The sequence below is a fragment of the Micromonospora citrea genome (genome assembly GCF_900090315.1).
Classification (GTDB): domain Bacteria; phylum Actinomycetota; class Actinomycetes; order Mycobacteriales; family Micromonosporaceae; genus Micromonospora; species Micromonospora citrea.
Genome location: NZ_FMHZ01000002.1, coordinates 5,580,883 through 5,595,526 on the forward strand (window position 1 = coordinate 5,580,883; position 14,644 = coordinate 5,595,526).

Annotated in this window: 13 protein-coding genes; 8 read left to right on the forward strand and 5 right to left on the reverse strand. The window is 73.7% G+C overall.

Translation table 11 applies throughout. The features are described from left to right. Window positions 1–93 precede the first annotated feature (93 nt). Complete coding sequence (gene recQ / locus GA0070606_RS25560) at window positions 94–1,935, reverse strand: DNA helicase RecQ (protein ID WP_091105168.1); 1,842 nt, start codon at window positions 1,933–1,935, stop codon at window positions 94–96. A 401-nt stretch (window positions 1,936–2,336) separates the two neighbouring features. Here recQ and rapZ point away from each other — a divergent pair, with 401 nt between their 5' ends. The 8 genes from rapZ to GA0070606_RS25600 all read left to right on the forward strand — a co-directional run bounded on the left by rapZ (window position 2,337) and on the right by GA0070606_RS25600 (window position 9,356). Next, window positions 2,337–3,224, forward strand: coding sequence for an RNase adapter RapZ (rapZ, locus tag GA0070606_RS25565; RefSeq protein WP_091105171.1), 888 nt, complete (start codon window positions 2,337–2,339; stop codon window positions 3,222–3,224). Further along, on the forward strand, window positions 3,221–4,222 hold the full coding sequence (locus GA0070606_RS25570; RefSeq protein ID WP_091105173.1) for a gluconeogenesis factor YvcK family protein: 1,002 nt from the start codon (window positions 3,221–3,223) through the stop codon (window positions 4,220–4,222). Before rapZ ends, GA0070606_RS25570 begins: the two co-directional genes overlap by 4 nt. Before the next feature lie 54 nt (window positions 4,223–4,276). Next, complete coding sequence (gene whiA / locus GA0070606_RS25575) at window positions 4,277–5,257, forward strand: DNA-binding protein WhiA (RefSeq protein WP_076467662.1); 981 nt, start codon at window positions 4,277–4,279, stop codon at window positions 5,255–5,257. Between the two features lie 265 nt (window positions 5,258–5,522). Beyond that, window positions 5,523–6,527, forward strand: coding sequence for a type I glyceraldehyde-3-phosphate dehydrogenase (gene gap / locus GA0070606_RS25580; protein WP_091105176.1), 1,005 nt, complete (start codon window positions 5,523–5,525; stop codon window positions 6,525–6,527). Beyond that, entirely contained in the window at window positions 6,524–7,723 is a 1,200-nt protein-coding gene (locus GA0070606_RS25585; protein ID WP_091105178.1) for a phosphoglycerate kinase, read from the forward strand. The genes gap and GA0070606_RS25585 overlap by 4 nt, the downstream gene beginning before the upstream one ends. After that, window positions 7,723–8,514, forward strand: coding sequence for a triose-phosphate isomerase (tpiA, locus tag GA0070606_RS25590; protein ID WP_091105181.1), 792 nt, complete (start codon window positions 7,723–7,725; stop codon window positions 8,512–8,514). Before GA0070606_RS25585 ends, tpiA begins: the two co-directional genes overlap by 1 nt. A 95-nt stretch (window positions 8,515–8,609) precedes the next feature. Beyond that, complete coding sequence (gene secG / locus GA0070606_RS25595) at window positions 8,610–8,873, forward strand: preprotein translocase subunit SecG (RefSeq protein WP_091105184.1); 264 nt, start codon at window positions 8,610–8,612, stop codon at window positions 8,871–8,873. 132 nt (window positions 8,874–9,005) lie between these two features. Beyond that, a complete protein-coding gene (locus GA0070606_RS25600; protein ID WP_091105186.1) occupies window positions 9,006–9,356 on the forward strand; it encodes an RNA polymerase-binding protein RbpA in 351 nt (116 codons plus the stop codon). 86 nt (window positions 9,357–9,442) lie between these two features. On the opposite strand, the gene pgl is transcribed toward GA0070606_RS25600, so the two are convergent. From pgl to GA0070606_RS25620, 4 genes are all read right to left on the reverse strand, one after another. Further along, on the reverse strand, window positions 9,443–10,213 hold the full coding sequence (gene pgl, locus GA0070606_RS25605) for a 6-phosphogluconolactonase (RefSeq protein ID WP_091105189.1): 771 nt from the start codon (window positions 10,211–10,213) through the stop codon (window positions 9,443–9,445). Window positions 10,214–10,282: 69 nt separating this feature from the next. Continuing rightward, entirely contained in the window at window positions 10,283–11,299 is a 1,017-nt protein-coding gene (locus GA0070606_RS25610) for a glucose-6-phosphate dehydrogenase assembly protein OpcA (RefSeq protein WP_091105192.1), read from the reverse strand. Window positions 11,300–11,390: 91 nt separating this feature from the next. Beyond that, window positions 11,391–12,941: a glucose-6-phosphate dehydrogenase gene (gene zwf / locus GA0070606_RS25615; protein WP_091105195.1), complete on the reverse strand. Its 1,551-nt coding sequence runs from the start codon at window positions 12,939–12,941 to the stop codon at window positions 11,391–11,393. Between the two features lie 2 nt (window positions 12,942–12,943). Then, the gene (locus tag GA0070606_RS25620) at window positions 12,944–14,593 is read right to left on the reverse strand and encodes a glucose-6-phosphate isomerase (RefSeq protein ID WP_091105197.1); all 1,650 of its coding nucleotides are present in this window, start codon (window positions 14,591–14,593) and stop codon (window positions 12,944–12,946) included. Window positions 14,594–14,644 lie beyond the last annotated feature (51 nt).

Genomic DNA, 14,644 nt, shown 5'->3' on the forward strand with positions numbered 1-14,644 from the left:
ACCCGTCGGGGCCACCGCCCCCGCCGAATGGCGACCGCCGGCGGAGGAGATCCGACGGGCCGACCCCCGCGAGGGGGCCGGCCCGTCGTCGTCTCACCCCTCGGCGAGCACGGCGAGGATGCCCTCGCCGTACTTGGCCAGCTTGTTCTCGCCGACGCCGCTGACCCGGGACAGCTCCGCCAGCGAGGCGGGCGCGTCGGTGGCGATCTGCCGCAGCGTGGCGTCGTGGAAGATCACGTACGCCGGGACGCCCTGCTCCTTGGCGGTGGCCGCCCGCCAGGCGCGCAGCCGCTCGAAGACCGCCGTCGCCGCCGGGGACAGCTCGGCGACGACGGTGGCCGCGCCGCGCGGCTTGGCGGCCCGGGACGAGGCGACCTTCTCCGGCTCGCGACGCATCATCACCGTGCGGCGGCGGCCCAGCACCTCCGCGCTGGCCTCGGTGAGCGTCAGCGTGCCGTAGTCGCCCTCCACGGCCAGCAGTCCTTCCGCCAGCAGTTGGCGCACCACGCCGCGCCACTCGGCCTCGCGCAGCTCGCCGCCGATGCCGAACACGGTCAGCGAGTCGTGGCCGTACTGGCTGACCTTGTCGGTCGCGCGGCCGAGCAGGATGTCGATGCAGTGCCCCGCGCCGAAGCGCTGGTTGCGTTCCCGGTCGAGCCGGAAGACCGTGGAGAGCAGCTTCTGCGCCGCCACCGTGCCGTCCCACGACTCCGGCGGCTCCAGGCAGGTGTCGCAGTTGCCGCAGGCGGCCGTGGCCTGCTCGCCGAAGTAGTCGAGCAGTTGGGTGCGGCGGCACCGGACCGTCTCGCAGAGCGCCAGCATCGCGTCGAGGTGGGCGGCGAGGTTGCGCCGGTGGGCGAGGTCGCCCTCCGAGGTCTCGATCATCTTGCGCTGCTGCACCACGTCCTGCAGCCCGTACGCCAGCCAGGCGGTCGACGGCAGACCGTCGCGCCCGGCCCGGCCGGTCTCCTGGTAGTAGCCCTCGACGGACTTGGGCAGGTCGAGGTGGGCGACGAAGCGGACGTCGGGCTTGTCGATGCCCATCCCGAAGGCGATGGTGGCCACCATCACCAGGCCCTCCTCGCGCAGGAAGCGCTGCTGGTTGCGGGCGCGGGTGCCCGCGTCCAGCCCGGCGTGGTAGGGCAGCGCGGCGATGCCGTTGGCGGTGAGGAACTCGGCCGTCTTCTCCACCGAGGCGCGGGACAGGCAGTAGACGATGCCCGCGTCGCCGGGGTGCTCGTCGCGCAGCAGGCCGAGCAGCTGCTTGCGCGGCTCACGCTTGGGCACGATGCGGTACTGGATGTTGGGCCGGTCGAAGCTGGCCACGAAGTGCCGGGCGTCGGTGAGCTTGAGCCGGGTGGCGATCTCGGCGCGGGTCGCGCTGGTCGCGGTGGCGGTCAGCGCGATGCGGGGCACGTCGGGCCAGCGTTCGTGCAGCATCGACAGGGCCAGGTAGTCGGGGCGGAAGTCGTGCCCCCACTGCGACACGCAGTGCGCCTCGTCGATGGCGAACAGGGCGATCCTGCCCCGGTCCAGCAGTTGCTGCACGCCGCGGGTGCCCAGCGCCTCCGGGGCGAGGTAGAGCAGGTCCAGCTCGCCGCCGACGAACGCCCGCTCCACCGCCCGGCGGGCGTCGAGATCCTGCGTCGAGTTGAGGAAGCCGGCCCGCACGCCGACCGCCGTCAGCGCGTCGACCTGGTCCTGCATCAGCGCGATCAGCGGCGAGACCACCACCGCCACGCCGTCGCGCACCAGCGCCGGGATCTGGTAGCACAGCGACTTGCCGCCGCCGGTCGGCATCAGGACCAGCGCGTCACCGCCGGCCACCACGTGGTCGATCACCTCCTGCTGGAAGCCGCGGAAGGCGTCGTAGCCGAACACCCGGCGCAGCACCTCCAGGGCGTCGGAGGCGCGCAGGTCGGTGGGGGATGCCATCCCGGGATTCTACGAACCGCCCCCGACACCGGTCGGCCCGCGCCGCCCGGGCGCGCCGGGTCGCGGGCCGCGGGTGGGGTCGGCGACCCGTCGGCGGCGTCGCGTCGATCCACCGGGCCGCGCCGGTCGCGGGCCGCGGGTGGGGTCGGCGATCCGTCGGCGGCGTCGCGTCGATCCACCGGGCCGCGCCGGTCGCGGGCCGCGGGTGGGGTCGGCGACCCGTCGGCGGCGTCGCGTCGGCCCGCCGGGCCGCGCCGGCCACGGGCGTACGCCGGCCGGCCGGGGACGGCGGGATAGAGTCGCTGATTGACCACACGCGGCCCGGGGTGCCGGCCGCGTGCGCCACGGCTGGGGGGTAGTGGGTGAGCGAGGCGCGTACGGCCGAGGATCGGGGCGCGACGGTGGCCGGGCAGTCGGGCCCGGCGGAGTCGGACACCACCCTGGTGGTGGTCACCGGCCTCTCCGGCGGTGGTCGCAGCACGGTGGCCCGGGCGCTGGAGAACGTCGGCTTCTACGTGGTGGACAACCTGCCCCAGGCGCTGATGCTCGACATGGCCGAGCTGGCGTTCAAGGCCGGCGGTGCGGCCCGTCGCACGGCGATGGTGCTGGACGTGCGCTCCCGCGCCTTCTCCACCGACCTGGCCGGGGCGATCCGGGAGCTGAAGGAGCGCGGTTTCTCGCCCCGGGTGGTCTTCGTCGACGCCGACGACGAGGTGCTGATCCGGCGCTTCGAGAGCGTCCGGCGGTCGCACCCGTTGCAGGGCGACGGGCGGCTCGCCGACGGCATCGCGGTCGAGCGCGGCCTGCTGGAGGAGGCCCGCGACCAGGCCGACGTGATCATCGACACCAGCCACCTGAACGTCAACCAGCTCCGCCGCCGCATCGAGGAGCTGTTCGGCGGCGAGGACGCCCGCCGGCTGCGGGTCACCGTGCTCTCCTTCGGCTTCAAGTACGGGCTGCCGCCGGACGCCGACTTCGTGCTCGACGCCCGTTTCCTGCCCAACCCGTACTGGGTGCCCGAGCTGCGAGAGCACACCGGCCGGGAGGAGGCGGTCAGCTCGTACGTGCTGGGGCAGGAGGGCGCGGACGCCTTCGTCGACTCCTACGCCGACCTGGTCAACGCCACCACCGCAGGCTTCGAGCGGGAGGGCAAGCGCTACCTGACCGTCGCCGTCGGCTGCACCGGCGGCAAGCACCGCAGCGTGGCCATCGCCGAGGAGCTGTCGGCCCGGCTGCGCCAGTCCGGCCTGGCGGCCAACGCCCAGCACCGCGACCTGGGGCGCGAATGACGGCGACGCGGGTGGTCGCCTTCGGCGGCGGGCACGGCCTGTCCGCCTCGCTGCGCGCGTTGCGTCGCTGCGCCCCCGAGCTGGACCTGGACATCACGGCGGTGGTGACCGTCGGCGACGACGGTGGCTCCAGCGGCCGGCTGCGCGCCGAGCGGGGCGGCCTGCCCCCGGGCGACCTGCGGCAGGCGCTGGTCGCGCTGGCGGGGGACCATCCGGCGACCCGGCGCAGCGCCGGGCTGTTCCAGCACCGCTTCGCCGAGGTGCCGCCGTCGTACGCCGGCGGGGCGCCTCCCACCGGCGGCTCGGCGGACGGGCTGGCCGGGCACGCGGTGGGCAACCTCGTGCTCTGCGGGCTGATGGAGCTGCTCGGCGACCCGGTGGCCGCCCTGGAGCACGCCGGCGCGATGCTCGGCGCGGTGGGCCGGGTGCTGCCGATGTCCTGCGAGCCGGTGGGCATCGAGGCGCGGGTGCGTGGCGCCGACCCGAGCCGGCCCGACGAGGTGCGTACGTTGAGCGGCCAGCACCAGGTCGCGGTGACCACGGGCCGGGTGGAGTCGCTGCGGCTCACGCCGACCGCCCCGCGGGCGTGCCCGCAGGCGGTCGCGGCGATCGGCGCGGCGGAGTGGCTGATCTTCGGGCCGGGCAGCTGGTACACCAGCGTGCTGCCGCACCTGCTGGTGCCGGAGCTGGCCGCCGCGATCGTCGCCAGCCCGGCGCGGCGGCTGGTCACCCTGAACCTCGCGGCGGAGAAGGAGACGCTCGGGCTCTCGTTGGCCGACCACCTGGCCGCCCTGAGCTGGTACCTGCCGGAGCTGAAGGTCGACCATGTGGTCGCCGATTCCAAGGCGGTGGGTGACCCCGAACCGGTCGGACGTGCGGCAGAATCGCTGGGTGCCCGCCTGGTCCTCGCTCCCGTCGCGGTCACCGACGGCACTCCCCGTCATGATCCGGCCGCCCTGGGCGCCGCACTGGTGCCTGTCCTGGGCGCCGATCGTTAGACACGTACGTAATCTCCGGCGACACGCCGGAACAGGTCCGTGAGGGGACGCACAATGGCGATGACGGCTGCGGTCAAGGACGAGCTGAGTCGGGTCGACGTGCCCAAGCCCTGCTGTCGGCGGGCGGAGATGGCGGCGCTGCTGCGCTTCGCCGGCGGGCTGCACATCGTCTCCGGTCGGGTCGTGGTGGAGGCCGAGCTCGACACGGGGGCGGTGGCCCGACGGCTGCGGCGGGAGATCGCGGAGGTCTACGGCTACCCCAGCGAGATCCACGTGCTCGCGTCCGGCGGCCTGCGCAAGGGCAGCCACTTCATCGTGCGGGTGGTCAAGGACGGCGAGGCCCTGGCGCGGCAGACCGGCCTGCTGGACGTGCGGGGGCGCCCGGTGCGCGGCCTGCCGCCGCACGTCGTCGCCGCGAACGTCTGCTGCGCCGTGTCGGCCTGGCGGGGCGCGTTCATGGCGCACGGCTCGCTGACCGAGCCCGGCCGCTCCAGCGCGCTGGAGATCACCTGCCCCGGCCCGGAGTCGGCGCTGGCCCTGGTCGGCGCGGCCCGCCGGATCGGCATCACCGCCAAGAACCGCGAGGTGCGCGGCGTGGACCGGGTGGTGGTCAAGGACGGCGACGCGATCGCCGCGCTGCTCACCCGCATCGGCGCCCACTCCAGCGTGCTGGCCTGGGAGGAGCGCCGGGTCCGCCGCGAGGTCCGGGCCACGGCGAACCGGCTGGCCAACTTCGACGACGCCAACCTGCGCCGCTCGGCGCGGGCGGCGGTGGCCGCCGCCGCCCGGGTCACCCGGGCGCTGGAGATCCTCGCCGACGACGCGCCGAACCACCTCACCTCGGCCGGTCGGCTGCGCCTGGAGCACCGGCAGGCCTCGCTGGAGGAGCTGGGCGCGCTGGCCGACCCGCCGCTGACCAAGGACGCGATCGCCGGCCGGATCCGCCGGCTGCTGGCGCTGGCCGACAAGCGTGCCCGCGACCTGGGCATCCCGGATACGGAAGCGGCCGTCACGCCCGACATGCTCGTGGTCTGATAGGACGGTGAGGCTCGGCGCCGCCAGTGGGATCACCACCCGGCGCTGCACGGTGTCGCACGCTCGGATAGGGTCGCTGCGTACGGCAAGGGGGCCGGCACAGGCACTCCTCGCCGTGCTCACCGCCTCGGGCGGTCAAGGTCCGACGAGACCGCGGCGGGGTGGCCGAGATGAATCGTCAACGGCCGGCTCCAACGGTCGGCGCACACACCTCCGCCGGCCCGGGTCTGACGCCGGCGGACCAGAACGCGAGGAGATGGGACCTGTGACCATCCGGGTTGGCATCAACGGCTTCGGCCGGATCGGCCGCAACTTCTTCCGGGCAGTGCTGGCGTCCGGCGCTGACATCGAGGTCGTGGCGGTCAACGACCTGACCGACAACGCGACGCTCGCCCACCTGCTCAAGTACGACAGCATCCTGGGTCGCCTCCCGCACGAGGTGAAGGCCACCGCCGACGAGATCACCGTGGGTGGCAAGACCATCAAGGCGTACGCCGAGAAGGATCCGTCGAAGCTGCCGTGGGGCGAGGTCGGCGCGGACGTGGTCATCGAGTCCACCGGTTTCTTCACCGACGCCACCAAGGCGAAGGCGCACGTCGACGGCGGGGCCAAGAAGGTCATCATCTCCGCCCCGGCGAAGAACGAGGACGTCACGGTCGTCATGGGCGTCAACCACGAGCAGTACGACCCGGCCAAGCACACCATCATCTCCAACGCCTCCTGCACCACCAACTGCCTCGCCCCGATGGCGAAGGTCCTGCACGACACGTTCGGCATCCAGCACGGCCTGATGACGACGATCCACGCGTACACCCAGGACCAGAACCTGCAGGACGCGCCGCACAAGGACCTGCGTCGGGCCCGCGCCGCCGCGCTGAACATCGTGCCGACCTCGACCGGCGCGGCGAAGGCGATCGGCCTGGTGCTGCCGGAGCTGAAGGGCAAGCTGGACGGCTACGCGCTGCGCGTGCCGATCCCGACCGGCTCGGCCACCGACCTGACCGTCGACGTCAACCGGGAGACCACGGTGGACGAGGTCAACGCCGCGCTGAAGGCCGCCGCCGAGGGCCCGCTCAAGGGCATCCTGACCTACAACGAGGACCCGATCGTCTCCGCCGACATCGTCACCGACCCGGCGTCGTGCATCTTCGACGCGCCGCTGACGAAGGTCGTCGGCAACCAGGTCAAGGTCGTCGGCTGGTACGACAACGAGTGGGGCTACTCCAACCGCCTGGTCGACCTGGTCAAGCTGGTGGGTAGCTCGCTGTGAGCATCCGTACCCTCGACGACCTGCTCGCTGAGGGGGTGTCGGGTCGGCGCGTGCTGGTGCGCGCCGACCTGAACGTCCCGCTCGACAAGCAGACCGGCGAAATAACAGACGACGGCCGCATCCGGGCCGTGCTGCCGACGCTGAGCGCGCTCACCGGGGCCGGCGCCAAGGTGGTCGTCTGCTCGCACCTGGGCCGCCCGAAGGGCACGCCGGACCCGCAGTTCAGCCTGAGCCCGGTCGCCGGGCGGCTCGGGGAGCTGCTCGGCACGCGCGTGCACTTCGCCTCCGACACGGTCGGCGAGTCCGCCCGCTCCACGGTGGACGCGCTCGCCGACGGCGAGGTCGCGCTGCTGGAGAACCTGCGCTTCAACGCCGGCGAGACCAGCAAGGACGACGCCGAGCGGGGCGCCTTCGCCGACCAGCTCGCCGCGTTCGGCGACGCCTACGTCGACGACGCGTTCGGCGCGGTGCACCGCAGGCACGCCAGCGTCCACGACGTGCCGGCCCGGCTGCCGCACGTCGCGGGCCGGCTGGTGCTGCGCGAGGTGGAGGTCCTGTCCCGGCTGACCGGTGAGCCGGAGCGCCCGTACGTGGTGGTGCTCGGCGGCTCGAAGGTCTCCGACAAGCTGGCGGTGATCGAGGCGCTGCTGCCGACGGTCGACCGGCTGCTCATCGGCGGCGGGATGTGCTTCACCTTCCTCAAGGCCCAGGGCCACGAGGTGGGCTCCTCGCTGTTGGAGGAGGAGATGGTCGAGACCTGCCGCAGCCTGCTGGAGCGCTCCGAGGGCAAGATCATGCTCCCGGTCGACGTGGTGGCCGCGGACGCGTTCGCCCCGGACGCCGCGCACGACACCGTGCCGGCCGACGGCATCCCCAGCAAGCGGGTCGGGCTCGACATCGGGCCGGAGACGGTCGCCGGGTTCGCCGCCGCACTCAAGGGCGCGCGGACGATCTTCTGGAACGGCCCGATGGGCGTGTTCGAGATGCCGGCGTTCGCCCACGGCACCCGGGGGATCGCCGAGACGATCGCGAAGTCCGACGCGTTCACCGTCGTCGGTGGCGGTGACTCGGCGGCGGCGGTCCGTGCCCTGGGGCTGGACGAGTCCTCCTTCGGGCACATCTCCACCGGCGGTGGCGCCTCCCTGGAATACCTGGAGGGCAAGACCCTCCCCGGCATCGCGGCTCTGGAGAACTGATGGCGAGCGCCACCCGCCGGCCGCTGATGGCCGGCAACTGGAAGATGAACCTCAACCACCTCGAGGCCAACCTGCTGGTGCAGAAGCTGGCGGCCAGCCTCACCGAGAAGCAGCTCACCGACGTGGAGACGGTGGTCCTGCCGCCGTTCACCGACCTGCGTACGGTGCAGACCGCCGTCGACGGCGACAAGCTGCTCATCGGCTACGGCGCGCAGGACCTCTCGCCGCACGCGTCGGGGGCCTACACCGGTGACATCTCCGGCCCGATGCTGGCCAAGCTGGGCTGCACCTACGTCGTGGTCGGGCACTCCGAGCGGCGGGCCTACCACCACGAGGACGACTCGGTCGTCAACGCCAAGGTGCAGGCGGCGCTGACCCACGGGCTCACCCCGATCCTCTGCGTGGGGGAGGGGCTCGACATCCGGGACCAGGGCACCCACGTGGCGCACTGCAGCGATCAGCTCGACGGCGCCCTGAAGGGGCTCACCGCCGAGCAGGTGGCGAAGGTCGTGGTGGCCTACGAGCCGGTCTGGGCCATCGGCACGGGCAAGACGGCCACCCCGGAGGACGCGCAGGAGGTGTGCGAGGCGGTCCGTCAGCGGCTGGCCGAGTCCTTCGGCCAGGACACCGCCGACAAGGTCCGGGTCCTCTACGGCGGCTCGGTCAAGTCCTCGAACGTCGCGGCGATCATGGCCAAGCCGGACGTCGACGGGGCGTTGGTCGGCGGCGCGAGCCTGGACGCCGAGGAGTTCGCGAAGATCTGCCGGTTCCCGGAGCACATCGCCCGCTGATCGCTCGCTATCCTTGACTCCGCCCGTCCGTCGGTCGGTGCCACCGTGCCCGATCTGCCCGGGCGAGGATCGTAACGAGAGGACTGACCCCAGCCATGCCGATCTGGTTCGCATACACGTTGATCGTGTTGCTGGTCATCACGAGCATCCTGCTGACCATGCTGATCCTGCTGCACCGCGGTAAGGGCGGCGGGTTGTCGAGCATGTTCGGTGGCGGCGTCAGCTCCAGCCTCGCCGGCTCGTCGGTGGCGGAGAAGAACCTGGACCGCTACACCGTCCTGGTGGGCATCGTCTGGTTCGCCTGCATCGTCGGGCTCGGGCTCTGGCTGCGCCTCCAGACGGCCAGCGGCGTCGTCTGAGCGCCGTCAAGTCGTACAATCTGCGCGCGGTCCGTCACTGACGGGCCGCGCGCAGTCCGTTTCACCCGCTGCACCGCGTCGCCCGCCGCCCCCTCCGCGGCGGTACCCCTCCGACGACAGGAGCGAGCAGCCGTGCCGAGTGGCAACGTCATCCGGGGCACCCGCGTCGGGTCCGCCCGCGAGCGTCACGCCGAGCGCTACCAGCCGGCCCCGTGCCGGGCGGTCACCTACTGGTGTCGCAACGACCACCGCACCGAGATCCGGATCGCCGCGGAGGCCGAGGCCCCGCAGGTGTGGGACTGCCCGCGCTGCGGCCTGCCCGCCGGCCAGGACGCGGGGAACCCGCCGGGACGGGCCCGGCTGGAGCCCTACAAGACCCACCTGGCGTACGTGAAGGAGCGGCGCACCGCCGAGGAGGGCGCGGCCATCCTCGCCGAGGCCCTCGCCGACCTGCGCCGCCGCCGGGGCCGCCCGCCGGTGTGAGGAGGGGCGCCTCGTCGGGCCCGTCCCCGCGTGCGAGGACGGGCCCCTCCTGGACGCACGGCGTCCACGAGGGGCCCCTCACCCGGTCAGCGCAGGCTGCGCAGGCGGGCCGGCACGTCGGCGGCCGCAGCCCGGTCCAGCAGCCAGAGGGTGCGCCCCGTGCCCTGCACCCCGGCCGCCGGCAGCTGCACCGGCCCCGCCCCGGCCAGCGCCATGCCGACGGCCCGGGACTTGTCGGCGCCGCTGGCGACCAGCCAGACCTCCTCGGCGGTGTTGATCGCCGGGAGGGTCAGGGTGGTCCGCACCGGCGGAGGCTTCGGGCTGCCCCGGACGGCGCTGACCGGCCGGTTGTCGTGGTGCACGGGGTGCTCCGGGAACACCGACGCCACGTGCCCGTCCTCGCCGACGCCCAGCATCAGCACGTCGAAGTGGGGGAGGGCGGCGTGGCCGGGGCGTGCCGCGCGGGCGAGTTCCTCGGCGTACCGGGCGGCCGCCTCCTCCGGGTCGGGGCCGGCCGGACCGTCGGAGGCCGGCATCGGGTGGACCCGGGCCGGGTCCAGCGGGACCGCGTCCAGCAGGGCCGCCCGGGCCTGCGTCTCGTTGCGGTCCGGGTCGCCGGCGGGCAGGAACCGCTCGTCGCCCCACCAGACGTCCACCCGGGACCAGTCCACCGCGTCCCGCGCCGGCAGCGCCGCCACCGCCCGGTGGACCGCCGCGGCGATCCGCCCGCCGGTCAGCACGACCGACGCCTGGCCCCGTTCGGCCTGCGCGTCGAGCAGCTTCACCACCAGCCGGGCAGCGACAGCCTGCGCCAGCAGGTCGGCGTCGGCGTGGACGGCGACACTCGCCTCACTCATTCCCTGTGCCTTCGTTTCTCCGGCCGCCGCGCGGTCGGTGTTTCGCTCGTGCGCCCGGCAGTCGGGCGCTCAGTGCTCGGCGCTCGTTCCCGCGTGCGCGGTCACCCCCGCCTCGGCCCGCTGGGCGGTGGCCGGGTCCTTCCAGACGTGCACCCGCTGCGCCGGCCGCTGATCCAGGCCGCTCAGGCCCGCCGCCGCGCCGAGCGCCTCCGCGTACACCTGGTCGGCGTCGAGGCGGCGAAGCTCCTCGGCCAGTTCGTCGCCGAGGGGCCGGCGGACGAGCGGCAGCTGCCGGTCGTCCTGGCCGGTACGCCGGAACGTCGCCACGCTGTCCTCCCGGGTGAGGGTCAGCTCGTCGCCGTTGGCGCAGCGCAGCTGCACCTCCCGCATCCGGGGGAACTCGTCGGTGCGCTGCCACACCGGCTCGATGCCGAGGCGGGCGGCCAGCCAGCCCCGCATCAGCGCCGCCGTGGGGTCGGAGGCCGGGGCGACCACCGTCGCCTCGGTCACCCGGGCCTGGGTGGTGTCGAACGCCCCGGCCACCAGGGTGCGCCACGGGGTGATCCGGGTCCACGCCAGGTCGGTGTCGCCCGGGGCGTAGTCCCGGGCCCGCTGGCGCAGCGCCTCGATCGGGTCGGCGGCCTGCGCGGAGTCGGTGATCCGCCGGTCGGCCACCACGCCGAGGAAGTCCGTGGCGATCTCGGCCGGCGGCTCACCGTGCCACCACGTCACGACCGGCACGTCGGGCACCAGCAGCGGCATCACCACCGACTCGGCGTGCAGGGCCAACCGCCCGTACATCCGGGTGACGACAGCCTCGCACGGGCCGAGGCGACCGCCGACGACGATCTCCGCGTCCAGCCGGTTGCGTTCCCGCTCGACGTCGGCGCGGACCACCACCACCAGCCGGCAGGGGTGGGCGGCGGCCGCTATGGTCGCCGCCGCCTCCGCCTCGCGGACCCGCTTCTCGTCCACCACCACGATCAGGGTGAGCGCCATGCCGCTGGCCACCCCGCCGGCGCTGCGCCGCTCGGCGGCGAGCGCCTTGACCACCTCGTTGCCGGTGGTGTCCCACAGGCCGATCACTGGAGCCTCCTGGTTGACTCGCTGGGCATGCTCACCGCGCCTGCCTTCGTCTGCGACTGCGGGGCTCGCAGAACCGGCTCACTCCTCGCGCTCACGCTCGCCGCCACGCCCGGCCCTCGCGGGCCAGCATCTCGTCGGCGGCCCGGGGGCCCCACTCGCCGGCCCGGTACGGCTCCGGCCTGGTGCCCGCCCACGCGTGCTCCAGCGGATCCACCACCTGCCAGCTCTGCTCGACCTCGGCGGCGTCCGGGAACAGGGTGCGGTCGCCGATGAGCACGTCAAGCACGAGCCGCTCGTACGCCTCGGGGCTGGACTCGGTGAACGCCTCGCCGTACTGGAAGTCCATCGCGATGTCGCGGACCTCCATGGTGGTGCCGGGCACCTTGGAGCCGAACTTCAGCACCACCCCCTCGTCCGGCTGCACCCGGATGACGAGCTGGTTGTTGCCCAGCGACTCCATGTCGGCGGCGTTGAACGGCAGGTGCGGCGCCTTCTTGAACATGATGGCGACCTCGGTGACCCGGCGCGGCAGCCGCTTGCCGGCCCGGATGTAGAACGGCACCTCCGCCCAGCGGCGGTTCTGGATGCCGAGCCGGACCGCCACGTACGTCTCGGTGGTCGAGTCCGCCGGGACGCCCTCCTCCTCCAGGTAGCCGACGGCGCGCTGGCCGCCCACCCAGCCGGGCAGGTACTGGCCGCGGACGGTGCCCTCCGCGATGTCCTTCGGCAGGGTGATCGCCCGGAGCACCTTGAGCTTCTCGGTGCGGATCTCGTCCGCGTCGAAGCTCGTCGGCTCCTCCATCGCCACCAGCGCCAGCAACTGGAGCAGGTGGTTCTGGAGCACGTCGCGGGCCGCGCCGGCCGAGTCGTAGAAGCCGGCGCGGGTGCCGATGCCGACGTCCTCGGCCATGGTGATCTGCACCGAGTCGACGTACTTGGAGTTCCACAGCGGCTCGAACAGGTTGTTGGCGAACCGCAGGGCGAGGATGTTCTGGACCGTCTCCTTGCCCAGGTAGTGGTCGATGCGGAAGACGTCCTTGCGGGTGAAGACGTCGTCGACCAGGTCGTTGAGCGCCTTCGCCGAGGGCAGGTCGTGCCCGAACGGCTTCTCCACCACCACCCGACGCCAGCCGCCGGACTTGGCGTTGTCGGCCATTCCGGTGCGCGCCAGCTGCTTGAGCACCACGGGGAACGCCGCCGGGGGGATGGAGAAGTAGAAGGCGGCGTTGCCCGGGATGCCGTGGGTCTGGCGCAGCTCGTCGAGGGTGGTGGCGAGCTGGTCGAACGCGGCGTCGTCGTCGAACGAGCCACCGACGAACTTGATGTTGCCGACCAGCCGCGCCCACACCTCCTCCCGCCAGGGGGTGCGGGCATGCTTCTTGGCGGCCTCGTGGGCCAGCGACTCGAAGTCGCCGTCGCCCCAGTCGCGGCGGGCGAAGCCGAGCACGACGAAGCCCGGGGGCAGCAGCCCCCGGTTCGCCAGGTCGTACACCGCCGGCAGGAGCTTCTTGCGGGCCAGGTCGCCGGTGACGCCGAAGATCACCAGGGCGCACGACTCCGGAATCCTGGGCAGCCGGCGGTCCTGCGGGTCGCGCAGCGGGTTCACGCCGCCTCCTCGCTCCGCGTCGTCCACGGTCCTCATCGTCACGCCCGCAACGCCCCGGTCGCGTCCAGCAGCTGGGCCACGCCCACGGACCGGTCGGTCAGGTGCAGCCGCACCACCGGGCGCTGCCGCTCCGCCAGGGCCTGCCGGTCGCCGGCGGCCTGCGCCGCCTGCAGCTCCCCGAAGGTGTACGGCCGGCCCGGCACCGGCAGGTCGTCGGTGACCGCGCCGGTGAGCTGGAGGTAGCTGCCGACCTGCGGACCGCCCTTGTGGTACTGGCCGGTGGAGTGCAGGAACCGCGGCCCCCAGCCGAAGGTGACCGGCCGCCCGGCCGCCCCGGCCAGCAGCGGCCGCAGCCGGGCCGCGTCGGCGTCGGCGAACCGGTCGAGGTAGGCCATCACCGCGAGGTAGCCGTCGCCGCCCAGCCCGTCGACCAACCAGCGGAGCACACCCGCCAGGTCGCCCGGGGCGCCCTGCGGCGCGTACACCTCGATCGCGCCCTCCGTGAACGACGGCGTCTCCGCCGGCGGCCCGGAGGCGAGGATCTTGTTGGTGTTCTCCTTGGACTCGGTGACGTTGGGCTGGTTGAACGGGTCGATGCCCAGCACCGCGCCGGCGATCGCCGTGGCGTACTCCCAGGTCAGGAACTGCGCGCCGAGCGGGCCGTTGACCGCCACGTCGGCGCCGACGCCGCCGCCCGGGACGGTCCCGGTGGCCAGCGCCCCGCCGTAGGTCACGGTGAGCACGTCGTCGCCGGTGGCGCCGGGGCTCTGCGGAGACTCCACGACGACCGGCAGGATGCCGACCCCGGACTTGCCGGTGGACTCGGCGATGAGCTGCTCGGCCCAGTCGCCGAGGCCGTCGATGCCGGTGCCGTCGGAGACCAGGGCGACCTTGTCGCGCCCCATGGTGGCCGCCGCGCCGAGGGCGGCGCCCAGCGCCAGGCCCGGATTGTCCCGGTCGCCACCCAGCGACCGGGACAGCGCGTCGGCCTCGTCGAGCAGCTCCGCCACCTCGACGCCGGCCAGCGCCGACGGGACCAGCCCGAACGCGGTCAGCGCGGAGTAGCGACCGCCCACGTTCGGGTCGGCCAGCACCGTGAAGGCGCCCATCTCGGCGGCGGTCCGCTCCAGCGGCGAGCCCGGGTCGGTGACGATGACGAAGTGCCGGCCGGCCTCCGCCTCGGTCATCCCGGCGTCCAGGAACGCCTGCCAGTAGGCCCGGCGGTGGCTGTCGGTCTCCACCGTCGAGCCGGACTTGCTGGCCACCACGACCACGGTGCGCTCCAGCCGGTCGGCCAGCGCCGCCCGGACCTGCCCCGGGTCGGTGGTGTCGAGCACGGTCAGCTGCTTGCCGAGGGTGCGCGCGATGACCTCGGGGGCCAGCGACGAGCCGCCCATGCCGGCGAGCACCACGTGGTCCAGGTCGGCCAGCTCGGCCTTCAGCTCGGCGAGCTGGGGGAGCAGCTCGCGGCTGCGCCGGTGGGTGTCCACCCAGCCGAGGCGGATCTTCGCCTCGGCCTCGGCGCCCGGGCCCCACAGGGTCGGGTCCTTCTCGGCCAGCCGGCCCGGGACGCCGGCGGAGACCAGGGCGTCCCGGGTCGAGGCGGGGGCCGACCTGTCGACCGTGTCGGCGCCGTGCACGGCGAGCCCGGCGGCCGCCTCGACCGGCCCGTTGAGCAGGTCACTCACGCCGCCACCTCGCTCCGCTCGGCGGCGGCGCGAGGCGCCGCACCGCTGAGC